The following is a 24,439-nucleotide window of genomic DNA, read 5'->3' as shown; positions in this document are numbered from 1 at the left end:
TCTACTTTCCAAAACCACAGTTTGGGTAGGTGCAGACTTCACAATTTAAACATAAGCCACCCTCACCCAGAGAAGATAAATCCTCCGGAACCAGTTTTTCCCCTGCCAGTATTCTGGGGAGCACCAGGTCAAATACTGTTCTTTTGGCGTACATCACACATCCTGGCAGGCCCATTATGGGTATCTCCCCCTGATATGCCAGTAGAAACATCGCCCCCGGCAATACCGGTGCACCGTAGCTGACGATCTCGGCGCCAGTCTTTTGAATGGCACTTGGCGTAATATCGTCCGGGTCCACGCTCATACCTCCGGTACAGATGACGATCTCGGCGCCTTTTTCGATAAATTCACTGATTTTTTCCGAAACTAACGCCTCATCATCGGGAAGAATCTCCTGCGCCATAACGTCAACACCGTATTCGTCCAGCTTGTCCTTGATCACAGGACCAAAAGCATCCTTAATCCGCCCCGCATAGAGCTCGCTTCCAGTGTTGATGACAGCCGCCTTCTTTTTTTTAAATGGCAGCAGCTTCAGAATGGGCTTTCCGCCGCCAAGGGCCACAGCGCGGTCCAGCTTATCCTGTTCAATGGCCAGTGGAATAATCCGGGTCCCTGCCAGCTTATCTCCTTTTTTAACAGGAAAGTTCCCATGTCTGGTGGCAATCATGAGCTCACCCAGGGCATTAAGCGCTTTTAGCCTGCCGCTGTCCACCTTTAGCAACCCGTCTCTCTCTGCAATCACCTCAATTTTTCCTTCCTTTACCTCCGAAGGAGACATATACGCCCCTGCACATAGTCGGTACAGCACCTCGGCTCCAGCGTTTTCATGAACCATGCCGGGGTCGTTTTTCCAGATATAAACGTGCTCCTTTCCCATGGATAAAAGCACGGGTATATCCTCTTTCTGAATCACATGCCCCTTGCGGAATCTCGGGCCTTTAAACTCGTCTTTTATGATTTGTGTCATGTCATGACATAAGATCAGCCCCAGGGCTTCTGTTGTTTTTACACTTTCCATTTTACTGCCTCGTTCTGTTTTATTTTGAACGCACTGGTTCTGGACAGACTTTTCCTCCGATATGGCGAACCCTATAGATGTCCATCCGTGTTTCATCAAATTTCGCTGTTTTCAGCTGTTTTAATGCATTTTCTATGTCCGATGTCTTAACGCTTATTGAAATACCGCACCCCGCCGAAATCTCCCTTAACGTTGGAATAATCGTGATTTCAAAAAGATCCTTCAATATTCCTTCGGCCATCATGGCTGCGTGGGTATTGGCAAAAGTCAGCAAATAATAATCCTGTCCCTTCATTATTACAGACTAATAACCTTTGAAGCGGCCAACATCTTTTCTGTAATGTCATACATATTGCTGATTTCACCAAGCTTCAGTTTATCCTTAAGTTTATAGTAGTCAAGACAGGTTCCGCAGACCAGTATCTTTACACCCCGGTCCTCCAGAGCCTGTAAATGGGTAGCCACCTGCTCATTCAGGGCTGGCAGCTTAACGCCACTGTTCATAAATAAAATGCTCTCTGGCACATTGTCGGCCTGCGAAAGGGTGTAAAAGAACATTTTCACCAAGGCGTTCCCCAGCTCGTACTCTCCTTCGCCAATGTAGTCTTTTCCCATAAAAACGACCCATCTGCCTGTTGTTTCCCAGGCAACGGCACTGCCATCTGGCGTTTTCTTCATCTCTTCCTCCGGTATTTCACGGCCATCTGTAATAAACCGGACTTCAAAGCGCTCTCCGCTGCCGCTTACTACAGCGTCATAGCTTTGGCTGGCTGCAAGTTTTTTCAGGTTCTCTACCGCAATGGCGTTATCGACGGTTATAATAAAGCTGTCACGATTTTCTTCGATTTCTTTTTTAGCCATAATGACCGGCATAGGGCATGCCTTACCCATGGCATCGATTATCTTAGTCATTGTTTTTCTCCTTTATTCTTTTATGATCAGGGCTTTGTCCTGCCTGTCTGTAAGCTCTCCCACAAGCGCGCAGTCTGTCTTCAGCTCGACCTTCAGTGTTTTCAAAAGATTCTCCGCCTCAGAGGGTGACACGCTGATCAAAAGGCCGCCGGAAGTCTGGGGATCAAAAATAATATCCTCCATCAGTCCACTCACCGTTGATCTGTAATCTGGACCAAAATATTCTCTGTTCCGATAAGTGCCACCGGGCACAATGCCCATCTCTGCCAGTTCAATGACTCCAGGCATGAGCGGAATGGCTGAAGCCTCAAGCTCCATGGTCAGGTGGCTGGCTCTGGCCATCTCAATTCCATGACCGCCCAGGCTGAAACCGGTAATATCTGTACAGCCATGCACTTCGTCGTATAACCCCATCACTTCACAGGCTGTTTTATTCAGCGTGGTCATGGAAAAAATCGCAGCTTCACAGGATTCGTCTGTCGCGATACCGCCTTTGATGGCTGATACGATAATCCCGGTCCCGATAGGTTTCGTAAGGATAAGCTTGTCACCCTCCCGCGCATGGCAGTTCCCACGAAGGTGCAGGCAGTCTGTCACTCCGGTCACAGACAAGCCATATTTAGGTTCAAGATCATCGACTGAGTGGCCGCCTATAAGAACTGCACCGGCCTCCTGTATCTTGTCAGCGCCGCCTCTCAAAATTTCGGATAGAAGCGCCTTGTCTTCCTTTTCTGGAAAACAGACAATATTCATCGCAGTCAACGGTTTTCCGCCCATGGCGTAAATATCGCTCAGAGCATTTGTCGCGGCAATTTGTCCAAAGAGATATGGGTCGTCCACAATGGGTGGAAAAAAATCCAGTGTCTGGAGCAGGATCTGCTTGTCATTAATCCTGTAAGCTGCGGCATCATCTGAATTTTCCAGCCCGATTATCAGGCTGTCACAGCCTTTAAGCTCAAGGTTTTTTAAAACCTTTGACAGAGCACCTGGCCCAAGCTTCGCAGCACATCCACAATTTCTGACCATTTCGGTCAAGCGTTTTGGTTTATTTTCTGACATGGCATTTGTCCTTTCATTCTGCTGTAAGTTTTTGAAGGGCCTCCAAGGCATAGGCCACCTCACCTTGTGTGTTGAAATGATTGAAGGAAAAACGCAGGGTTCCCTGTGGGTATGTCCCCAAAGTCCTGTGCGCAAGCGGAGCGCAATGCATTCCTACCCGTGTCATAATGCCGTAATCCCTGTCCAGCTCAAAGGCTATCTGCGCATTGTCCCTTGTCAGGCATTCTACAGAAACCAGGGCACAGCGGCTCTGAATGTCCACATTTCCAACAAGGCGCAGGCCGTCTATGGCTTCAACCCCACGGATAAAAGTGCTCGTTAACCGTTCCTCAACCATAAGCAGCTCGCTTTTATCAACTGAGCACAAATAATCTAACGCGCTGCTGAGTCCATAAATCCCCGGAAGGTTCAACGTTCCAGCCTCAAACCGATCCGGCAAAAAGTCCGGCATATCCAGCTGGTCTGACACGCTTCCTGTGCCTCCATCTAAAAGCGGATCCATCTGCTCCGCCAGATCATCTGTCACCAGAAAGCCGCCAATCCCCTGCGGGCCCATGAGCCCTTTATGCCCTGTAAAGCACAGGGCACTGATATTCGCCCTTTTCATGCTGATATCGTGCAGACCAGCTGTCTGGGCAGCATCCACAATAAAATACAGTCCCTGACTTCTGCATATTCGTCCCACAGCCTCAATGGGCAGAATGCTTCCGCTTACGTTGGAGCCATGGGTCATAACAACAGCCTTCGTTTCCGGCTTTATCATTTTTTCGATACACGCTATTTCTAAATTACCCAGATTGTCACATGGAATCACATCATAGGTAACGCCAACCCGCTTCAGATGTTCAAGTGGTCTCACCACAGCGTTATGCTCCAGGCCGGAAATAAGCACGTGATCGCCCTGTCTCAGAAAGCCTTTGAGCACCATGTTGACTGCTTGTGTTACATTCGCTGTAAAAATAACGTTTTTATTATCCTCGCCGTCAAACAGACTGCACAGCTTCTCACGAGTATCGTAAACCTTTCTAGCCACTGTATAGGCCCGTTCATAGCTCCCCCGTCCCACATTACAGCCAATGTTCTCCAGATAACCGGCCATTTCAGACGCCACTCCCGGAGCTTTTGGCCAGCTGGTGCTGGCATTGTCAAAATAAACGCCTTTCATTTTTACTCCTTCAGTAAGTGCATAACTGCCTCCAATACACCGCCGCTGATATTACGGGCCTTATCCGAAATCGCATAACAATAGGCCCTATCGCCCCGCGGGTCAACGTCGGCAATTTTCAATCCTTTTTTTACATCCGTACCATCAACAATCATGCCGCGCAATACGCCGTCAATCTTGGCCATAACCGGGTTCTCTCCGATAAAAGCAAGATGTTCGCCTTTTTTTACCAAATCACCAATGTCGTGACACAGCCGGATCACTCCAGAATCGGGAGCATGGATTACCCGTTCGTGGGTATATCCGCCAATGTTTCCAGGGATACCAGTATTTCTTGCCGCCATTCCCTTATACAGAATTTTTCCAAGATAGTGCCCCCGGTTGGTTTCAATCACAGCGTCAACATCCTCTTTGGCGGTGAAGCCAGGTCCCAGGGCAACAACGGCTTTTGCCATATCACGGGTCGTTCCCAGATTTTTTTTGGCAAGTATTGCGTCGACCACTGCATCAGGACGAACCATACGGATCATATCGCCTCTTGGATCGACACAAAGCGGTATCTCATCTTTTTTCAAGCACCGGCACACCTCCTCAATGGACTCACAGCGTCTTGCCGTTACTCCTTCCACGACTGCCGTACCATCCTGAATGGCTCGGGCAAACGCGACAGTGCGCCGGATAACCGTAGGGGATTCAATGTCCAGGGCAATTACTCTGAAACCCGCATTATACAGCCGGTATATCGTGCCAGTAGCAATATCGCCGGCTCCACGCACAATAATCGTTTCATTAATTTTCATTCTCAGACCATTCCTTTTCATAGTATTCCAGTAAACGCCGATAATCCTCAGGCGTATCAGCGTCCATAACACAGTTTCTTTCTCCTGGAATTTTTATCAGAGCTTCAGGGTGTTTTTGAATAATCTCCCGGCCACCTGTGTCACCGGAGATTGCCAAAAGCTCTTTAAACCAACATTTTCCAAAGGCAACAGGATGTCCTTTCTGGCCTTTATATTCTGGCATGATAATACACTTTGGATTCTCTGTAATCGCCCGTTCTATGTCATTCACCAGCTTCCTGCTGACCAGCGGCTGATCGCCAAGGAACACCAGTATGCCCTGACACGCCGGGTAATGCTCTTCAAGGTATGCGACTGCTATTTGTAAAGAAGTCGACTGTCCAAGCTCTGGATGATCATTCAGTAAATATACAGGCTCTCTATGTGTTTCAATACAATTAAAAACAGCCTCCCTTGTTACAATAACGATTACATCCCTAAAGCTTTCCATTACACCATCGATGGTTTTCTCTAAAATTTTCTTTCTGCCTATGGGCAAGAGTAACTTTTCACCGCCCATACGGCGTGACAGTCCTGCTCCAAGAACAATTGCCCCTAACATAGATACCAGTTCCTTTCACGCAAAGACGCTGCAATACAACCGTCAAAATATGGTTTAGCCGCTTCACAGAGTATCTCAGCTTTCATCTTATTTCCGCTATCTGCCTTATTAACAAGCAAAAATTTGGGAACTTTAAAACTTTTCAGTTTATCACTCACAAACCACTCCATGCTCTCCCTGAACAAATCAAGGTCAAAACGTTTCCCCTTCAATTCTTGCGGGCAGCGGTGCAGATTCATGTCGGTTATGGGCTCATTTAAAAGCTCACAGCCGATCACATGGATCAGTTTTGTTGTGTTTTGTGGAATAACGGGTTCCCACTCTCTGTATATTTTATAGGGCTTTCCGCCAGCTCCGTCTCCCTCATTCAGAATAACCCAATCCGCCAGCACTTTAAAAAGACTGTCCAGCAGCTCGGGCGGCGCCCCCTTTACCTTATGATCCTCAATACAGCGTTCTGCAAAATAATACAAATTGCAGTGCTGTTTTACCAAGCGGCTTAAAAGCTCTCTATACGATTCTGTTACGATTACTTCGCCTTCAAAGTCATCCGGATAGCGCATTTTTGTGGTGGTGGTTAAAAGGGTCTTCCCCTTATTCTTAAGCTCACTTCCCAGACAGGTGAGTAACGCTGTTTTACCGCCGCCGCCGGTGATTGTAACAAAGTCAGGCTGTTCGATACCGAACAGCGCTGACAGTTTCATGTTCTCATTTTGCACACAAAGTTTTTTATTCATTTTCCTTCTTAATGGTAGCCAGGTAGCGGTAAACAGTCGGTACTGAAACCCCGAGCATATCCGCCACGTGCCAGATGGTTCCTTTAACCATAAAGGTTCCAAGTCCCTGCAGTCTTTCAACCACATCAATCTTTTCCTGTTTGCCCATTTTTCTGAGGTCTCCGTGATTGCTGGGCAGCACACGGCTCATATTATTGATAACCAGTTCTTTGACGTTAATGTTGAAGTTTTCTTCGGATTCTTCATCTTTTTTGAGCGGCTCAACCGTAATGAGTGATTCCAGAATATCACGGGCCTCCGCAAATTTCTGACAGTCCATATTCAGACAAAGCAGACCGATCAGCTCACCATCATCATCCTTAATAAAATACGTTGCCGAACGTATAATGTTGCCTCTTGGAGACAATCCCCGATAGTTCACACGGTATGGCGCTTCTTTATACGCCTCATTCTTAATAAGCTTAAGGCCATAGTCTGTAACCGGTGCCCCTAATTCACGTCCACTGATATCGCCATTGCGGATTGCCACAATCGATGATTGACAGTCCGAGAGGTCGTGCAATACCACCTCCGTGTTTTCTCCCAGATAATCTGCTAAAAAGTCTACCAGTACCTTGTAGGATTCAAGATCTTTTGCCATAATTATTCTCCTTCTGAACTTTGATTCATATAAACAAAGAACGCTTACAATCATTGTTTAAAAAATGTTATATCCCTATTATCGCAGATTTCGGAGAAAAATTCAATAATAATTTATTATTGTGTCGATTTTTTTAAAGATCCTCATTTTCAAAGGGTGTATTCTTTGGTAAAATTAAGTTTAAAAGGATTGCAGACAGGGTTGAAACCACAACGGCTGATTCCCCAAAAAGACTGTCGATCCAGGCTGGAAGCTGTTCCATCGCGCCGGGAACCTGTGAAATACCAATACCAAGGGCAACCGATAACCCAACAATGGTTGCATTTCTCTGAGTCAGTTCGCTTTGCATAAAAAGCTTAACCCCTGTCATGGTAATGGTGGCAAAAACTGAAATTGTGGCACCGCCCAGCACGCAGTACGGGATGGTCATCATTAAAGCTGAAAATTTCGGAAAGAGACCGGCCAGGACAATAAAGCCCGCGGCAAAACCAATGACCACACGGTTAATAACCCGGTTCGTCACAACAATACCGACATTCTGACCAAAGGTAGAGGTCGGAAGGCCACCGAAGATAGAGCCGATAATGCTTGAGACACCATTGCCCATCAGCCCTCTTGACAGTTCGTCTGTTGTAGGCTCACGGTCCATGGCACCCACACTGAGTGCGGAAAACTGCCCGATGGATTCCACCGAGTTGACCACAAACAAGATCGACATAGATATAATCGCAGGCAGATGAAATTCATACCCAAAATGACCCACTGCCGGCAGCATAAACCAGCTCGCTTCCTGTACTGTACCAAAATCAATCATTCCACAGAACAGGGCGATAACATAGCCGATGATCATCGATAAAAGAATGGAAGCCAGACGGGCAAAGCCTTTTGTAAAATTATTAAAGAAAATAACCAGTACCAGCGTGATCATTGCGATGATCCAGTTCATGGGGGAACCGAAATTTTCGCTTCCCGCGCCCCCCGCCATGTATTTAATAGCCGTCGGGTATAAGGACAGACCAATGGTAAAGACCACAGTGCCGGTAACTACTGGAGGAAAAAGCTTGCGGAGCTTCTTAATAAAAATACCAATCAGTATTCCCACAACGCCGCCAATGACCTGCGAGCCTAGTATGGTCGCAATATTATAATCACTGACAATACCGATCATGGTTGGCAGATAGGCAAAACTGACCCCCATGATAACCGGAAGGCCCGAACCGACTTTTCGAAACGGTGGAAAGAGCTGAATAAGTGTGGCGATACCAGAGATGATAAGCGCCGCCTGAATAAGAATCCGCGTGTCGGCCGGCGATAAGCCGCCGGTACCGGCCACTATAATGGCTGGCGTCACACAGCCAACAATCATCGCCGCAACATGCTGCAGTGCCAATGGGATTGCTTCTTTTATTTTCGGCATTCCCTTAAGTTGATAAATGACATTATCTTTATCGTTATTCATGATATTCTCCTCATGACCTTAGAGGACTGTTAAGAGCCGTCCTCCAAGAACACTTTGTGCACGGTGTGTTAACGCATCGTTATTTTGCTGCAATGGCTTCTATCTCAAAAGAAGCTCCTTTTGGCAATGCTGCAACCTGAACGCAGGAACGCGCCGGGTAGTCTCCTATAAAGTATTGTGCATAGAGATCGTTAACTGTAGCAAAGTCATTCATGTCCGTTAAAAAGACCGTTGTTTTCACAACGTTTTCAAAAGAAACACCCGCTTCGCTTAGAATGGTTTTTAAATTTTCAAAGCCTGTTTTAGCCTGAGCCTCTACACCTTCTGCCAAAACACCGGTTTCTGGGTCCAGTCCCAGCTGTCCTGAAATATAGATCGTGTCTCCTGTCGCATTGGCATGTGAATAAGGGCCGACAGCAGCTGGTGCTTTCGCTGCGTTGATAACTGTTTTACTCATGATATTCTCCTTCTTGTTGTTTGTTAGAAATTTAACTTATCTATTTAATAATGGTCCCTGTTTTACCCTGGATACCATCCTTTGCTTTTTCAAGCAGAGTAATCAATGCAAAACGGTCTGAACCCGATTTTGCAAATTCCATTGCCGCCTGAACCTTTGGCAGCATAGAGCCAGGAGCAAACTGTCCCTCATCGGCGTATTTCTGGGCTTCCTCAACACTGATCTCAGACAGCCATTCCTCATTCGGCTTGCCAAAATTGATGGCAACCTTTTCGACGGCAGTTAAAATAATCAGGCAATCTGCGCCAATTTCCTTTGCCAGCAGACAGCTTCCAAAATCCTTGTCCACCACAGCGGCTGCACCTTTTAAATGATTTCCCTGAGCATAAACAGGGATTCCCCCACCACCAGCCGCCACAACAACCTGCCCCGCATCTGCCAGAGCTTTAACGGTTTCAATCTCAATAATCTCGACTGGCTTTGGTGAGGCCACAACGCGCCGGTAACCACGGCCCGCATCCTCCACGACATCATAATTTCTTTCTCTGACCATTTCGTCTGCTTCTTCCTTAGTCATAAAACGACCGATGGGCTTTGTGGGATGGCTGAAGGCTTCATCGTCAGGATCAACACGCATCTGGGTAATAATACTGGAAACCGGTTTGTGAATGCCTCTGTCAAGGAGCTCTTCCCTCAACGCATTTTGAAGGTCATAGCCAATATATCCCTGGCTCATCGCTACACAAACAGACAGAGGCGCCACAGGATTCCCCGGGTCCGCCTTTGCCAGTTCACCCATGGCCAGATTGATCATACCCACCTGCGGCCCGTTTCCGTGAGAAATAACAACTTCATTTCCTTCCTCTATTAAATCCGCAATGGCCTTGGCTGTATTTTTAACCGCCTCCATTTGTTCTGGTAAATTGTTGCCTAAAGCGTTTCCACCCAAGGCGATCACAATTTTTTTGCTCATGGTATCCTCCTTTAAATGCAAAATGGATGGACGGCCAAGTGAATCACCTGGCCATCCTCAAATATATTGTCTTTGCTTTTACTTGGTAAAGAAACGGTCAATGCCTCTTTTTTCCAAAGCCTTTAAGGTTGCCTGAGGATCTTTTTCCTTTGCCAGGAAGATCATCGCGGCAATAATATATGGTTTATAACTGGCTTCTTTATATAATTCTGTACGGTAGCGGTCGAATACAGAGGCTTCAACTTCGCCCTCTTCACAGCTGACGCCAGTGATGTCAGCCGGAAGGCAGTGCATATAAAGTGCTTTGCCGTCTTTGGTTGTTTTCATCAACTCTTCAGTGCATTCCCAGTCTTTATGGTTTGCATTCTGAGCGAGCAGTTCTTTTTCTAAGCGATCGATGCCTTCCTGGTCACCGTTACCGTATAAGATGGTCCGTTCTTCCATTGCGGAGAAGGGTGCCCAGCTCTTGGGGTAGACAACGTCAGCGTCTTTAAATGCCTCTGCCATGCTGTTGGTCTTTGTAAAAGATCCACCGCTTTCAGCTGCATTCTTTTTAGCCACTTCTTCTACGTCAGACATAATTTCATATCCTTCCGGATGTGCCAGAGTAACGTCCATGCCCAGACGGGTCATCAGACCGACAATGCCCTGCGGTACAGATAACGGTTTTCCATAAGATGGGGAATAGGCCCAGGTCATGGCGACTTTTTTACCCTTTAAGTTTTCAATACCGCCAAAATAATGGATTAAGTGGAGGGCATCGGCCATTGCCTGTGTGGGATGATCAATATCGCACTGCAGATTGACTAAGGTTGGTTTCTGTTCCAAAATACCATCTTTGTGACCCTCTGTTACAGCGTCGACCACTTCGTGCATATAGGCGTTGCCTTTGCCAATATACATATCATCCCGAATACCGATAACATCTGCCATAAGGGAGATCATATTGGCTGTTTCACGCACAGTTTCACCGTGAGCTACCTGAGATTTACCTTCATCTAAATCCTGAACTTCCAGACCTAACAGATTACAGGCAGAGGCAAAGCTGAAACGGGTACGTGTTGAATTGTCTCGGAACAGGGAAATTCCCAGACCACTTTCGAAGATTTTAGTTGAAATATTATTTTCACGCATATATCTTAAAGCGTCGGCCACGGTGAACACTGCTTCCAGCTCTTCCGGCGTTTTTTCCCAGGTCAGGAAAAAATCATTTTCATACATTTCTTTAAAATTCAGTGCATTTAGTTTATCGATATAGGTTTGTAAAGTTTTATCCATTTTTTAATCTCCTTGATTTTATAAATTAATACTCATAATTTATCCTTCATTCACAGCCAAACTTTTTTATTTGGTATAAACAGTTGGTAAAGCAGCGTAAACAGCAGCACAAGTCACAAGGTCCTGTTTCCAGGTTTTTTCGTTTGGTGCATGAGCCTGTGCTTCTGCCCCGGGGCCAAAACCAATAACCGGAATACCGTTTCGTCCCATGATGGACACACCGTTGGTCGAGAAAGTCCATTTATCGGTCAGCGGGCGGGCCTTACGTTCTGCCGCAGTTTCAGAAGATCCGATACGTTCTTCGCCGTACATCCCTTTATAAGCCTCTTCCAATGCTTTAGTAACCTTATGGTCTTCTGGAATAACCCATGTCGGAAAATAGCATTCGATCGGATAAACACATCCAGTATAAGAAGGACGTTCATATTCATACATTGAGACCTTCACATCATTTCCATATTTTTTTACATTTGGCAGATTGCGGATTTCTTCCAGACAGCTTTCCCATGTTTCCCCGGCTGTCATACGGCGGTCTAAAGAAACAGAGCAGCCGTCCGCCACCGCACAGCGGCTTGGCGAGCTGAAGAAAATTTCTGAGGTAGTGACAGTTCCACGGCCTAAAAAGCGGGCCTCCTTCCACTCAGGATTATATTTTTCATCCAGCATTTTAACCAGTCCCTTGATTTCAGTGCTTTCTTCCGCATTATTTTCATTAAGAGCGCGTACATCCTGCAGAATATCCGCCATCTTATAAATAGCGTTATCACCACGCTCCGGAGCAGATCCATGACAGGAGACCCCCGCCACATCAATCCGGATTTCCATACGTCCGCGCTGTCCACGGTAGATACCGCCGTCAGTCGGCTCCGTGGAAACGACAAACTCAGGACGGACCTTATCTTCATTGATAATATACTGCCAACAAAGACCATCACAGTCCTCTTCCTGAACTGTACCGGTTACCAATACGCTGTATTTATCATTCAGCATTCCCAGGTCTTTCATGATTTTAGCGCCGTAAACAGCAGACACAATCCCACCTAGCTGATCTGAGGTGCCACGGCCGCCGATTTCAGTGTCCGATTCAAAACCTTCATAGGGATCAAAATCCCAGTTATCCATATTACCAACACCAACGGTATCAATATGAGCGTCGAAACCGATCAGAGTATCGCCGGTTCCCATATATCCCAGGACATTCCCCTGGGGATCAATTTCCACTTTATCAAAACCAAGCCTGCGCATCTCTTCTGCAATGGTATTAATATGCTTTTCCTCATCACAGCTTTCACCCGGGTTTTTTACAATATTGCGAAGGAATTTCGTCATATCCTTTTCATAACCCTGTGCCGCTTTTTTGATCGCTTCAAAATCCATTTTCATTTACCTCCTGATTAATTTAAATTGATGGGTGCGCGCCATTCCAGACAATAGCACGATAATTTTCGGGATCTGTATCCCCTTCAGTCGAGAACATAATGATCTTAGAATTACTGTCCAGACCAATACTCTCTCTTAAATCTTTATAATCGTCGCTTTCCATTAAGGTTGCGATTAAGCCCATAGATACTGCCCCAGACTCACCAGAGGTCACAGGTGTATCCCCTTTTACTGGCGCCGCCAGCATTCTCATGCCTTTTGCCGCTACCCAGTCCGGGCAGGAAACAAAAAAGGAACTGTTATTTTTCAAAATTTCCCATGAGATGGTATTCGGTTCGCCACAGGCTAAACCAGCCATGATGGTTTGCATATCACCATCTACAAAACGGATTTTGCCATCTTTAGCAGCAGCCGATTTATATAAGCAGGCTGCTTCATCAGCTTCAACCACAACCGTTGTAGGGCAGTTGTCCGGGAACAGGTTTGCGAAAAATCCTTGTACCGCTCCCGCCAGAGATCCAACGCCTGCCTGAATAAAAATATGTGTCGGACGTTCGCAGCCTGCTGCTTTCAACTGCTCGGCAGCTTCTAAAGCCATGGTACCATAGCCCTGCATGATCCATGCCGGAATTTCTTCATAGCCGTCCCAGGCCGTATCCTGAACAACCACGCCGTTTTCTGTTTTTTCTGCCTCGGCCGCCGCTATACGAACACATTCGTCATAGTTTACATCCGTAATAGTTGCCTCTGCGTTCTCTTTCAAAATATTTTCCAGCCGAATCGGGCTGGAGCCCTTTGGCATATAAACAACGGCCTTTTGTCCGAGTTTATTGGCAGCCCATGCAACACCACGTCCGTGGTTTCCGTCAGTAGCTGTAAAAAAGGTAGCCTGCCCAAATTCTTCTTTCAGTTTATCGGATGTCAGATAATCGTAATCCAGCTCAGAAACATCTCTGCCCAGCTTTTGTGCAATATACCTCGCCATTGCAAAGGAACCGCCTAAAACCTTAAAGGCATTGAGACCAAAACGGTAAGATTCATCTTTCACAAACAAACTGCCGATTCCCAGATACTCTGACATTTTGTTAAGCTTTACAAGTGGTGTCTTTGAATACTGCGGAAAGCTTTCGTGAAAAGCTTTCGCCTTTTTAACCGATTCGATAGACATCACCGATAATTCCTTATCGTCAGTTTTTGGCATCTCATTAGATACCCATTTAATTTTTTCCATTGTTCTCTCCTGTTGAAGTATAATACTAAATTGCTTTCAGGACCGTGACGGTCCTCGCTTATTTCTTTTCTGATGGATCGGAACTGCTCTGATCAATATAGCTGTACAAGGTATACTTGGATATTCCAAAGTAAGCGGTCAGCTTTTCGCTCGCTTTGGTGATTAATAAGGCTCCGGCATCATTCAAAAATTTAAGGGCCTTGATTTTATCCTCTTTGTTCATTAAAGCCACTGGCTTTCCAACCAGACGAACAGACTGCTCAAGCAGGTCCTCCAGTAAGTCATTGACATTTGTGGGAATGCTCTCTACTTCCTCCTCTTTTTCTTTCTTAGTTCCTATAAGAGACTGAAGTGAGTTTTCCACCATCAATAAACCTGTAATGTCATAATTAATCGAAAAGATACCAATAACCTTATTGCCTTTATCCCTGATATAAACCGTGCTTGATTTTAAAATTTTGCCATCTGCAGTTTTTGTCATATAATCCAGATGATCCTGTAAATCTTCAGGTTTTTTTTTCAGAGCTTCCAGAACAACATGGGAGGGCCCGTCTCCCAGCTTACGGTTGGTAACATGTCCATTTTCTATGTAGACAACTGTGCTTTCTTTATTTTCAGTTGTAAGATCGTGTACTACCACTTCACAGTTGCTGCCAAACTGTGTAGCAATGCCATGGGCCAAATTCTTTAATAAATCCAGTGTTTCTCCTTGCATCTTAATTAATTCCTTCGCATATCGACTTTTTCAATTAACCAAACAGTTTATCAGGTAACCTGACAATTTGTTTGATTTATGTGTCTATCATAACACCATTCTTAAAAAAGCGCAACCCTTGTTTTTAAAAAAAATAAAAATTTATTATATCACCAAAATAAATTTAATAAATTTTTTTAAAAAAGGCTTGCTTTTTGTTTTAAAACATGATAAATTATCGTTAGGATAATAAAGTATTATTGTCTTGTGCCTCTATTAAAAGGTTGCTGCATCTCATATAAAAACCTTCGCATATTCAATGTTTTGCAGTATTCATTAAGGATATAGAAACCTCACTACCCTCTATATCCATTCAAAATAACAATAATCAAGGAGAGAACAATGATTTTAATTGGAAATGGTCGGTTAATTACCCGAGATGAAAAAAACACCTATTTAAATAATGGTTGTGTTGCAGTGGAAGGCGATGAAATTGTAAACGTTGCTTCTACAGAAGAATTGAAAAAGCAATATCCAGATGCTGAATTTATTGATGCCAAGGGCGGCGTTATCATGCCAGGGCTGATCAATACCCATAATCACATCTACAGCACCTTTGCAAGAGGGCTTTCCATCAAGGGCTTTAATCCCCAGAATTTCATGGATATTTTAGATGGTCAATGGTGGACCATTGACCGCAACCTGACAAACGAAGACAATAAATACAGCGCATACGATACTTATATTGATTGTATTAAACAGGGTGTTACCACTGTTGTAGACCACCACGCAAGCTATGGCGAAATAAAAGACAGCCTCTTTACCATTGCCGATGTCGCCAAGGAGCTCGGCGTTCGCACCAGCCTTTGTTATGAAGTTTCTGATCGGGATGGTGCCGATAAAATGAAAGCCGCTGTCAAGGAAAACATCGACTTTATCAAAGCCGCCCACGAGGATAAAACCGGAATGGTTCACGGTATGCTCGGTCTTCACGCTGCCTTTACCCTGACTGATGAAACGCTTGATTACTGTAATGCCGAAAAACCGGATTACGCCGGTTATCATGTACACGTTGCGGAGGGTCTGGACGATGTCTATGATTCTTTAGAAAAATATGGTAAACGCGTGGTCAATCGTTTGTTCGATAAAAATATTTTAGGCAAAAATACCATTGCTGTACATTGTATTCACATCAATGGTGAAGAAATGGCAATTCTCAAGGATACCAACACAATGGTCGTGCATAACCCTGAATCCAATATGGGAAATGCTGTTGGGTGTCCGCCGGTGCTTCAGCTTGTGAAGCGCGGCATTCTCATCGGTCTCGGCACAGACGGATACACCAATGATATGATCGAATCCTACAAGGTAGCTAATATCCTTCACAAGCATTTCAATTGTGATCCAAACGTGGCCTGGGGTGAAATTCCACAGATGCTGTTTAATAATAATCCGGCCATCGCCAAACGCCTTTTTGGCAAAACCTTAGGCGTTCTGACCCCGGGAGCCGCCGCTGACATTATCGTGACAGACTACACTCCAACGACCCCAATGAACGCTGACAATTATAATTCACATATCCTCTTTGGCATGTGCGGGCGTTCTGTCATTACCACCATGATTAATGGCAAGGTTCTTATGAAAGACCGCGAGCTGCTGAATATTGATGAAGAAGCCATTCTGGCAAAATCGCGCGAAACCGCTAAGAAACTAGCCGATCGCATTAACCATAGATAATATAACTGCCCTGTTATTAAAATAAAAAGGAGTATCAAAATGAGCGATAAAATGTACCCTATCCCTTTTGGCGAAATGATCAACTGGATCTTAAAAGAATATAAAAAAGAAAAAAGCATCTTTGGCGTTCGCAAGCTTTACAAAAAAATTGACCAGCAAACACTCTCTATTTTTGACGAGATGCTGGAAACGCCTTTTGGTCCGGCGGCGGGACCACACAACCAGCTGGCACAAAATATTATTGCCGCTTATGTCGGCGGAGCGCGTTTCTTTGAACTAAAAACCGTACAGCCTGTAGATGGCGAAGACCTGGCAGCGCTTGTTTCCAAACCCTGTATCACAGCCGGCGATGAATGCTACAACTGTGAATGGTCTACCGAGCTGCGCGTGGAGGAAGCCTATGATGAATATGTGAAGGCCTGGTTTGCCATTAAGCTTTTAGCCAAGGAGATGGGGTTCGGGAACCCAGATGGCTTCATCTTTAACATGAGTGTCGGCTATGACTTTGCCGGCGTTCAGACTGAAAAAATTGATCATTATATCGAAGGAATGAAAAACGCTGAAAATTCTGCGGTATGGAAGGAATGCATGAATTATACCCTGGCTCATTTGGATCAGTTCGATAATATTGACGCTGGTTATGTCAAAAGTATCTCACCAGTCGTCAGCCGCTCCATCACACTTTCTACCCTTCACGGCTGTCCCCCTGATGAAATCGAACGAATTGCCAGCTACCTGATTAACGAAAAAAACTTAAATACCTTTGTTAAATGCAATCCAACCATGTTAGGCTACGAATCTGCTCGTAAAATTCTTGACAGTATGGGATATGATTACATGGATTTTGATGATTATCATTTCCTTCATGACCTTCAGTTCAAGGACGCTGTACCCATGTTTACCCGGCTGAAAAAAGAAGCCGCCGATAAAGGCGTTGCCTTTGGGGTAAAAATCACGAACACCTTCCCACAGAAGGTTGTTGACGGTATTTTGCCAAGTGAAGATATGTATATGTCCGGCCGGTCACTGTTCCCATGCTCAATCGAGCTGGCAAACCGTCTGGCGAAAGCCTTTGACGGTGATCTGCGTATTTCCTATTCCGGTGGTGCAGATATCTTTAACATCAAAGATATCTTTAAAGCAGGTATTTGGCCAATTACCCTGGCTACCACTTTGTTAAAGCCAGGCGGATATAACCGTCTCGACCAAATGGCAGATGATCTTGTTTCTTACAATTTTAAGGAAGTGCAAAACCTGAAACCTTCGTCTTTATCCATGCTTGCAAAACGTGCCAGAACCAATCCTCATAATGTAAAAGGCGCCATAAAACCATTGCCATCCAGAAAATTCGACAAAAAAGTACCCTTGGTTGACTGTTTTACTGCCCCCTGTTCTGAAGCCTGTCCAATTTCTCAGGATATTCCGGATTATATTGAGCTTCTGGGCGAAGACAAACCTCTGGAAGCGCTTAAAGTCATTACTGCGAAAAACCCGCTTCCTTTCATCACCGGCACTATCTGCAACCACCGCTGTATGGACAAATGTACACGTAATTTTTACGAAGCGCCTCTGTGTATCCGCGATGTGAAACTTAACGCTGCCGAGCTGGGTTATGATGATTTACTCAAAGAGATCAAGCCCGTTGAAAAACGCACGGATGCCAAGGTTGCCATTGTCGGCGGTGGTCCCGCTGGTATCTCTGCCGCTTACTTCCTGGCGAGAAATGGCATCTCTGCTACAATCTTTGAACGCAATGAAAGCCTGGGCGGTATTGTACGCCATGTAGTCCCCGAGTTCCGGGTCGATTCCGAAATCGTGGAAAATGATGTAAAGCTTATGAAAGCCTACGGTGTAGAAGTTTTCACAAACACTGAAGTCCTCTCATTGGAGGATTTGAAAAACAAGGGCTTTAAATATGTTATTGCCGCTACCGGTGCCTGGGGCCCAAGCCCGTATAAGCTGGAGGGTGAACAGGCAATCAATGTACTCGACTTTTTACAGAGCTTCAGAAAAGACGCTTCCAGCCTGAAATTAGGAAAAGATGTTGTGGTAATCGGTGGTGGCAATACCGCCATGGATGCCGCCAGAGCCGCCAAAAAAGCCCCGGGTGTTCAAAATGTCCATCTGGTATACCGCAGAACAAAACGCTATATGCCAGCAGATGAGGAAGAGCTTGCAATGGCATTGGAAGACGGCGTGAAATTCTATGAGCTTCTCTCACCAGAAAAATTTGACGGCAGCATCCTTTCCTGCCGTAAGATGGTACTCGGTGCGCCGGATACGTCCGGAAGAAGAAGCCCTCAGAACACCGATGAATTCATGACTATTCCAGCCAATACGGTCATCGCCTCAGTCGGTGCAAAAATTGATAAAGAATGGTTTGCTCAGAATAAAATCGGTCTGACAGACCGTGGCCGCGTCGAAGTTAACAAAGACACCCTGGAAGCACGTGACAATATATTTGTAGCCGGCGACGCACAGCTAGGCGCTGCCACAGTTGTGGAGGCTATTGCCGACGCGCGTAAGGTTGCCGATACCATTGTGAAAGCCGAGGGTCTCGAAGCTGCTCCTACCTATTCTAAAAATACAGGAAATTATGACCGAGCACTGTCTAAGCGCGGTATCCTGGCAGAGCCAAAATGTGAATCAGCAGAATGCAGCCGTTGTCTGGAATGCTCAACAGTCTGTGAATCCTGTATGGATGTATGCCCAAACCGTGCAAATCTGGCCCTCTTTGTGCCACATCATAAAATGCGACAGATTGTACATGTTGACAGAATGTGTAACGAATGCGGTAACTGCAAGACATTCTGCCCATACGACAGCGCCCCTTACAAGGATAAGTTTACCCTCTATCACAACCTTGCCGACTTTGAAGACAGCAGTAACAGCGGTTTTCTGGTCACAGGCGGCGATCGTGTTAAGGTCCGTCTTGAAGGCAATGTCATTGATGCCTCTATTGGTGACAGCACACTGCCACAGGGGATCAATGATATCATTAAAGCAGTTGTCAGCAACTACAGCTATCTCCTTTAAAAACTATATATCTGGGACGTCTTAGGACGTCCCTAATCTTGTTTCCTACTCAAATTTCCATTTTAAAATGAGGTGTTATTATGAAAAAAACAATCATCAAGGGCGGTATCCTCTTTTCCTCCACAGATACCCTTAACGCCGATATTCTGATAGAAAATGATAAAATCGCCAAAATAGACCAAAAGCTCGAAGACCCAGAGGCTAATATCATCGAGGCTGCCGGAAAGTATATCTTCCCAGGCTTTATTGATCCACATACACACCTGGATATGGATACTGGCACGGCCCATACTGCGGATGATTTTGTCTCCGCGACAAAAGGCGCCGTCTCTGGCGGTACCACAACCATTATCGATTTTGCCACCCAGGATAAAGGCCACAGTCTGACAGAGGCTTTAGAAAACTGGCATATGCTGGCGGATAACCGCTCCTCCTGCCATTATGGCTTTCATATGGCTATTACCGACTGGAATGACACAACGCGTAAAGAACTAAAGACAATGCAAGATTCCGGCGTAACCTCCTTTAAGCTTTATATGGCTTACGATAACCTGCGCTCCAATGACCGCGAGATTTTTGAAATTTTAGAAGCGGTAAAAGCCTTCGGCGGGCTTGTCTCAATGCACTGTGAAAACGGCGATCTCGTCAACGCACTGATTGCCGAACAAAAACGTCAGGGCCATATGAGTCCTGCAGCTCATCCCCTCTCCAGGCCCGGCTTTGTAGAAGCAGAGGCTGTCAACCGCTTTTTAGCCATTGCAGAGGCCGCTGAATCACCGGTCTATGTGGTACACCTCAGTACTGAACGAGCACTTGAAGCGTGCCTGAATGGCCGCAGGCGTGGGCAAAAAGTCTTTATTGAAACCTGCCCGCAATATTTACTGCTGGACGACAGCTGTTATAAACTGAAAGGCTTTGAAAGCGCAAAATATGTTTTTGCTCCTCCAGCACGTAAACCATCCGATGAAAAGGCCCTTTGGAAGGCTGTTGGCTCTGGAATTGTTGACACTATCGGCAGTGATCATTGCAGCTTTAATATGAAAGGCGGAAAAGATCTTGGTAAAAATGACTTCAGCAAGATTCCAAACGGCATGCCCGGTGTGGAAACACGCCCAATACTCATGTATACCTTTGGTGTCTGCGAAAACAAAATGACCCTGAATCAATTGACTGCCCAGCTTTCAGAAACACCAGCAAAAATTTTTGGCATGTATCCCAAAAAAGGAGCCTTAAAAGCAGGAAGTGATGCCGATATTGTTATCTGGGACCCAGACTACAATGGTATCATTACTCAGAAGGATCAATACCAAAATGTTGATTATACACCTTACGAAGGAATTAAAACAAAGGGCCGGGCAGAGTTCGTACTGTTAAATGGAGAAACCGTTGTAGAAAATGGACAGGTTATCGCTGAAAATAGAGGGCGATATATCTCACGGGGGATTTGTCAGCTTTAAGCAGAAGCACAAAAAAATAAAAGAACCACCTCAGTTCTCATCGGTGGTTCTTTTATTTTTGTCAAGTCATTGGCTTTTTGATATGTATGATAAATATTGTTTTACTTTTTCTTCTTTTTCTCATAGGGCGTATTTTTCAGCGGTAAAACGGTCTGAAATTCACCGTTTAAGCGATAGTATGCATCTGCAATGGCCGGAGCTGTCGGAATAGAGGTGATCTCACCAATACCAATGGCGCCATAGGCCACATCAATGCCTGGTTTTTCAACAATGATACTGTCAAGCTCTGGCACCTTATCTGCCTTAAAGAGACCCAGCGTACCAAATTTCGACTTTGGAATACCGTGATCCAGCTCATATTGCTCTGTTAGCGCATAGCCCATTCCCATGACCACACCGCCTTCAATTTGCCCCTCTACACTAATGGGGTTCACAGCCTTGCCCACATCATGGGCGGCAACCATTTTTTTAATGGTGCCATCTTCATTCAGCACACACATCTGTGTTGCATAGCCGTAGGCTACGTGAGAAACCGGGTTTGGCACAGGTGTGCCCATGGCGTCTGTTTTTGCCAGATACTCTCCCATAAAATCCTGCCCTTCAAGCTCCGCCAGCGTTTTATTTCTCATCGCGGCCCTCAAATCCTCCGCTGCCCGCCTACAGGCCTCACCGGTTACCAACGTCTGCCTGGAGCCTGAGGTTGTGCCGGAATCCGGTGCATTGGCTGTATTTGGCGGCATATAAACAATCTGATCCAGGGTGAGTTCCGCAGTTTCAGAAAGCACCTGTGTCAACACTGTACCCAGTCCTTGTCCAATACAGGAGGCTCCAGCATGTATTTCCACATGTCCGTCCTTTACCAGGAGCCGGCAGCGTCCCCAGTCTGGAAGACCCACGCCGACGCCGGCATTTTTCATCGCACAGCCAATGCCCACGTATTTTTCATTGTCATAAATTTCTTTAACCGCTTCCAATGTTTCGGCAATACCCGTTGCCGGATCAGCAATTTGTCCATTTGGGAGCACCTCACCTGGACGTACCGCGTTTCGATAGCGGATTTCCCATGGGGTGATCCCCACCATTTCAGCCAAAAGGTTAAGGTTCATTTCAGAAGCAAAGCAGGTCTGTGTTACCCCAAAGCCTCTGAAAGCACCCGCTGGAGGATTATTCGTATATACAGCTTTACCGTCAATATCAATAGTTTGGAAATTATAAGGGCCAGCAGCGTGTGTGCAGGCTCGTTGAAGCACCGGACCGCCCAAAGAGGCATAAGCACCGGTATCAGACACTACCACCGCTTTTAGCGCGGTTAAGTGTCCTTCTTCGTCACAGGCGGATGTAACATCCATATAAAACGGATGGCGTTTAGGATGAATCATAATGCTTTCTTTCCGGCTAAGCTTGACTTTAACAGTCCGCTTGGTCAGATAGGCAATCAGTGCAGCATGGTGCTGGACTGATACGTCTTCCTTGCCTCCAAAGCCGCCGCCCACCAGCTTATTTTCAACAACTACCTTTTCGGGGGGCAGACCCAGCATTGCCATACATTCATGCTGAGTGTCATAGGTCCCCTGGTCTGTTGAATAAATAAAGACACCATCCCCATCAAAGGGCATTGCCACGGCTGTTTCCGGCTCCAGGAAAGCATGCTCGGTCCATGGTGTTTCATAATGACGTGTTACCTTATATTTTGAACGAGCAATAACCTCATCCGCATTCCCACGTACCAGGTGCTCATGTGCCAAAACATTGGTTTTGCTGCCTTCATGTACTAAAGGTGCATCTTCCTTCATGGCCTCACGCGGGTCAAAAACCCCTTCAAGCTGTTCGTATTCAACCCTTACAAGCTTCTTGGCTTCTTCCAGAATTTCAGGTGTTTCCGCTGCTACCAGGCAGATTGCGTCACCGATATAATGTGTGGTTTTCCCAACAGGGATCATTGTATCCCAGTCCTGTTTAAGGTGCCCAACCTTGACACTTCCCGGAATATCCTCAGCGGTAAAAATACCAATCACACCCGGCATTGCCTTTGCTTCATCCGTATGAATCGCCAGCACTCGAGCTCTCGGATACGCTGCACGCACAGCGCTGCCATAAATCATGCCGTCCAGATAAAGATCATCTGGGTATTCACCTGTTCCAAGCACTTTTTCTCTGGCGTCTACACGCTGCATGGCCTGGCCAACGGTAACCTCGCCAGCATCTTCATTTACAGGAAGGTTTTCTCTGAAAACTTTAGCGGCTAATAAAATACCATCAACAATTTTTTTATAGCCAGTACAGCGGCATATGTTATTTTTGATAGCGTTTATCACCTCTAGGCGCGTCGGATTTGGATTAGTGTCAATAAGCGCTTTTCCCGACATTACCATTCCCGGTATGCAAAAGCCGCATTGCACAGCTCCTGCTGCTGCAAAAGCGTAGCCGTAAACTTCTTTTTCACGCTCTGTAAGGCCTTCTGCCGTGATAATCTCCTTATCTGCCATTTTAGATACCATCGGTATGCAGGACCGGGTAGCCTTACCATCGATAATAATCGTACAGGTACCGCAGGCCCCTTCGCTGCAGCCATCCTTTACTGAGGTTAATCTCAGATCATCTCTCAAGAAGCGCATGAGCTTTTTATCCTGTTCAACCTCGTGTATTACGCCGTTGACCTTAATCGTGTACATTTCTGATACTCCTTTATTGATTAATTTTACCGAATGCTTTGATTTCACACTTTGTTTGTCCTCAGAACGATTACAGGCAGCTATTCATTGGATAAACTTTGCACAGTGTTTTATTTAAGACACAATACTGTTTTATTATATGACATAATAATATTTTATCGTATTTCTGCAAGAATAGCAAGCTTTTATTCTCAAAAACGACTATTTTTTTTAGAACATTCGAAATTTTTAAGTATAAAAAAACCACCAAAAATTAAGCTGGTGGTTTAGAATATCCCGCAATGAGCTTATGCTTCTGTATCAACTTTTTTAGCCACAGTGGTACGTGTTTTTCGTGTCGTTTTTTTAGAGGGTTCTGTTGCTGCCTGTGCCGGTTCAGTCTTTTTAGCTGCACTGGCTTTTCTGGATGCCGCTGATTTTTTTGTGGTTGCTTTTGAAGCCGTTGTTTTTTGGGCAGTGGTTACCTTTTCAACCTTTTCTGATCCAGCATCTTCTTTTAATGCAGTTGTTTTTTTAGCTCTAGACGAGGCTGTCCTTTTTGCTGCAGCGGATTTTCGGGGGGCCGTTTTTTTTTGCTGCGTTACTTCAGTGTCTGCTTTTTCAGCTGGCTTTACAGTCTCATCAATCTGGGTTGCTATAAAATGCCATACCTGATTGGCACTCCCAGTTTTTTCCCAAATCTGCATCTGAGCGCCCGGTACGGCAGCACCCATCGCTATATCAAGATAAATACCGGCGCGCTGAGACTTTATCAGATAACTACCTTCAGCAGTCTCTTCTAGGGACCAAAGCTGGCTGTCCGTATCAACGGATTCCCATTGCTGTACCCATGTACCGTTTACTGTTCCCAGCATACACAAATCCAGTACCTTTTCAGAGTGTTTATTGATGAGTTTAAACCATTCATCATCAATATATTCTGCTTTCCATTTCTGGCTTTCTGCCACTGTTTTGGAGGCCTCTTGTAATTTTATAAGTGCACCATTCTCGACTGAGCCGTTTTCAATTCCCAGAGCCAACGTCTTTTCCTGCGCCATAATGACGTAGTCTTTATTTGCTTGCAGTTTCACTTTACCAACTCCTTTGGTCATTTTAAACAATATTATAACATTATACTGTTTTTATCAAAATAT

21 protein-coding genes are annotated in these 24,439 nt (G+C 45.5%); 3 read left to right on the top strand and 18 right to left on the bottom strand.

Features of this window, described 5'->3' with window-relative positions; genetic code table 11:
• Position 1 precedes the first annotated feature (1 nt).
• The 16 genes from DW091_RS18385 to DW091_RS18310 all read right to left on the bottom strand — a co-directional run bounded on the left by DW091_RS18385 (position 2) and on the right by DW091_RS18310 (position 14,425).
• Positions 2–1,018: a molybdopterin-binding protein gene (locus DW091_RS18385; protein ID WP_096919715.1), complete on the bottom strand. Its 1,017-nt coding sequence runs from the start codon at positions 1,016–1,018 to the stop codon at positions 2–4.
• 19 nt (positions 1,019–1,037) lie between these two features.
• Positions 1,038–1,313 carry a DUF3343 domain-containing protein gene (locus tag DW091_RS18380; RefSeq protein WP_118518919.1) on the bottom strand — a complete coding sequence of 92 codons (276 nt, stop codon included), beginning with the start codon at positions 1,311–1,313 and terminating at the stop codon, positions 1,038–1,040.
• A gap of 2 nt (positions 1,314–1,315) precedes the next feature.
• The gene (gene yedF / locus DW091_RS18375) at positions 1,316–1,930 is read right to left on the bottom strand and encodes a sulfurtransferase-like selenium metabolism protein YedF (RefSeq protein WP_118518918.1); all 615 of its coding nucleotides are present in this window, start codon (positions 1,928–1,930) and stop codon (positions 1,316–1,318) included.
• A 12-nt stretch (positions 1,931–1,942) separates the two neighbouring features.
• Positions 1,943–2,989, bottom strand: coding sequence for a selenide, water dikinase SelD (selD, locus tag DW091_RS18370; protein ID WP_118518929.1), 1,047 nt, complete (start codon positions 2,987–2,989; stop codon positions 1,943–1,945).
• Positions 2,990–3,002: 13 nt separating this feature from the next.
• Positions 3,003–4,154 carry an aminotransferase class V-fold PLP-dependent enzyme gene (locus DW091_RS18365; protein WP_058694322.1) on the bottom strand — a complete coding sequence of 384 codons (1,152 nt, stop codon included), beginning with the start codon at positions 4,152–4,154 and terminating at the stop codon, positions 3,003–3,005.
• A gap of 2 nt (positions 4,155–4,156) precedes the next feature.
• Positions 4,157–4,954, bottom strand: coding sequence for a selenium-dependent molybdenum cofactor biosynthesis protein YqeB (yqeB, locus tag DW091_RS18360; RefSeq protein WP_118518917.1), 798 nt, complete (start codon positions 4,952–4,954; stop codon positions 4,157–4,159).
• A complete protein-coding gene (locus DW091_RS18355) occupies positions 4,944–5,555 on the bottom strand; it encodes a nucleotidyltransferase family protein (RefSeq protein WP_118518916.1) in 612 nt (203 codons plus the stop codon). The genes yqeB and DW091_RS18355 overlap by 11 nt, the downstream gene beginning before the upstream one ends.
• Entirely contained in the window at positions 5,549–6,292 is a 744-nt protein-coding gene (gene yqeC, locus DW091_RS18350; protein ID WP_118518915.1) for a selenium cofactor biosynthesis protein YqeC, read from the bottom strand. The genes DW091_RS18355 and yqeC overlap by 7 nt, the downstream gene beginning before the upstream one ends.
• Positions 6,285–6,932: a PAS domain-containing protein gene (locus DW091_RS18345; RefSeq protein WP_058694318.1), complete on the bottom strand. Its 648-nt coding sequence runs from the start codon at positions 6,930–6,932 to the stop codon at positions 6,285–6,287. The genes yqeC and DW091_RS18345 overlap by 8 nt, the downstream gene beginning before the upstream one ends.
• A gap of 133 nt (positions 6,933–7,065) precedes the next feature.
• Positions 7,066–8,391, bottom strand: coding sequence for a nucleobase:cation symporter-2 family protein (locus tag DW091_RS18340; protein WP_058694317.1), 1,326 nt, complete (start codon positions 8,389–8,391; stop codon positions 7,066–7,068).
• Positions 8,392–8,470: 79 nt separating this feature from the next.
• Entirely contained in the window at positions 8,471–8,848 is a 378-nt protein-coding gene (locus DW091_RS18335; protein ID WP_074617347.1) for a RidA family protein, read from the bottom strand.
• A gap of 40 nt (positions 8,849–8,888) precedes the next feature.
• Positions 8,889–9,821 carry a carbamate kinase gene (gene arcC / locus DW091_RS18330; protein WP_058694315.1) on the bottom strand — a complete coding sequence of 311 codons (933 nt, stop codon included), beginning with the start codon at positions 9,819–9,821 and terminating at the stop codon, positions 8,889–8,891.
• Between the two features lie 78 nt (positions 9,822–9,899).
• Positions 9,900–11,099: a knotted carbamoyltransferase YgeW gene (gene ygeW / locus DW091_RS18325; protein ID WP_118518914.1), complete on the bottom strand. Its 1,200-nt coding sequence runs from the start codon at positions 11,097–11,099 to the stop codon at positions 9,900–9,902.
• Between the two features lie 66 nt (positions 11,100–11,165).
• Complete coding sequence (locus DW091_RS18320; RefSeq protein ID WP_339622265.1) at positions 11,166–12,476, bottom strand: YgeY family selenium metabolism-linked hydrolase; 1,311 nt, start codon at positions 12,474–12,476, stop codon at positions 11,166–11,168.
• Positions 12,477–12,498: 22 nt separating this feature from the next.
• Positions 12,499–13,710, bottom strand: coding sequence for a diaminopropionate ammonia-lyase (gene dpaL / locus DW091_RS18315; RefSeq protein ID WP_096919708.1), 1,212 nt, complete (start codon positions 13,708–13,710; stop codon positions 12,499–12,501).
• 58 nt (positions 13,711–13,768) lie between these two features.
• On the bottom strand, positions 13,769–14,425 hold the full coding sequence (locus DW091_RS18310; RefSeq protein ID WP_074617344.1) for a helix-turn-helix transcriptional regulator: 657 nt from the start codon (positions 14,423–14,425) through the stop codon (positions 13,769–13,771).
• 381 nt (positions 14,426–14,806) lie between these two features.
• Here DW091_RS18310 and ssnA point away from each other — a divergent pair, with 381 nt between their 5' ends.
• The 3 genes from ssnA (at position 14,807) to hydA (ending at position 20,634) form a co-directional block, all read left to right on the top strand.
• Positions 14,807–16,141 carry a putative aminohydrolase SsnA gene (gene ssnA, locus DW091_RS18305; protein ID WP_074617343.1) on the top strand — a complete coding sequence of 445 codons (1,335 nt, stop codon included), beginning with the start codon at positions 14,807–14,809 and terminating at the stop codon, positions 16,139–16,141.
• Between the two features lie 39 nt (positions 16,142–16,180).
• A complete protein-coding gene (gene ygfK / locus DW091_RS18300) occupies positions 16,181–19,177 on the top strand; it encodes a putative selenate reductase subunit YgfK (protein ID WP_118518913.1) in 2,997 nt (998 codons plus the stop codon).
• A gap of 80 nt (positions 19,178–19,257) precedes the next feature.
• Positions 19,258–20,634 (top strand): dihydropyrimidinase, encoded by a 1,377-nt coding sequence (gene hydA / locus DW091_RS18295; protein WP_118518912.1) that lies wholly within the window; start codon positions 19,258–19,260, stop codon positions 20,632–20,634.
• Positions 20,635–20,735: 101 nt separating this feature from the next.
• Here the strand turns inward: hydA and xdh are convergent, their stop codons facing one another.
• Both xdh and DW091_RS18285 read right to left on the bottom strand, forming a co-directional pair.
• Positions 20,736–23,306, bottom strand: coding sequence for a selenium-dependent xanthine dehydrogenase (gene xdh / locus DW091_RS18290; RefSeq protein ID WP_118518911.1), 2,571 nt, complete (start codon positions 23,304–23,306; stop codon positions 20,736–20,738).
• A gap of 287 nt (positions 23,307–23,593) precedes the next feature.
• A complete protein-coding gene (locus DW091_RS18285) occupies positions 23,594–24,376 on the bottom strand; it encodes an RICIN domain-containing protein (protein ID WP_158577939.1) in 783 nt (260 codons plus the stop codon).
• Positions 24,377–24,439: the final 63 nt, after the last annotated feature.

The sequence above is a fragment of the Eubacterium sp. AM05-23 genome, from assembly GCF_003477535.1.
Classification (GTDB): Bacteria; Bacillota; Clostridia; order Eubacteriales; family Eubacteriaceae; genus Eubacterium; species Eubacterium maltosivorans.
The sequence above is the reverse complement of the archived record's forward strand: the minus strand, read 5'-3'. Positions and strand labels throughout refer to the sequence as shown.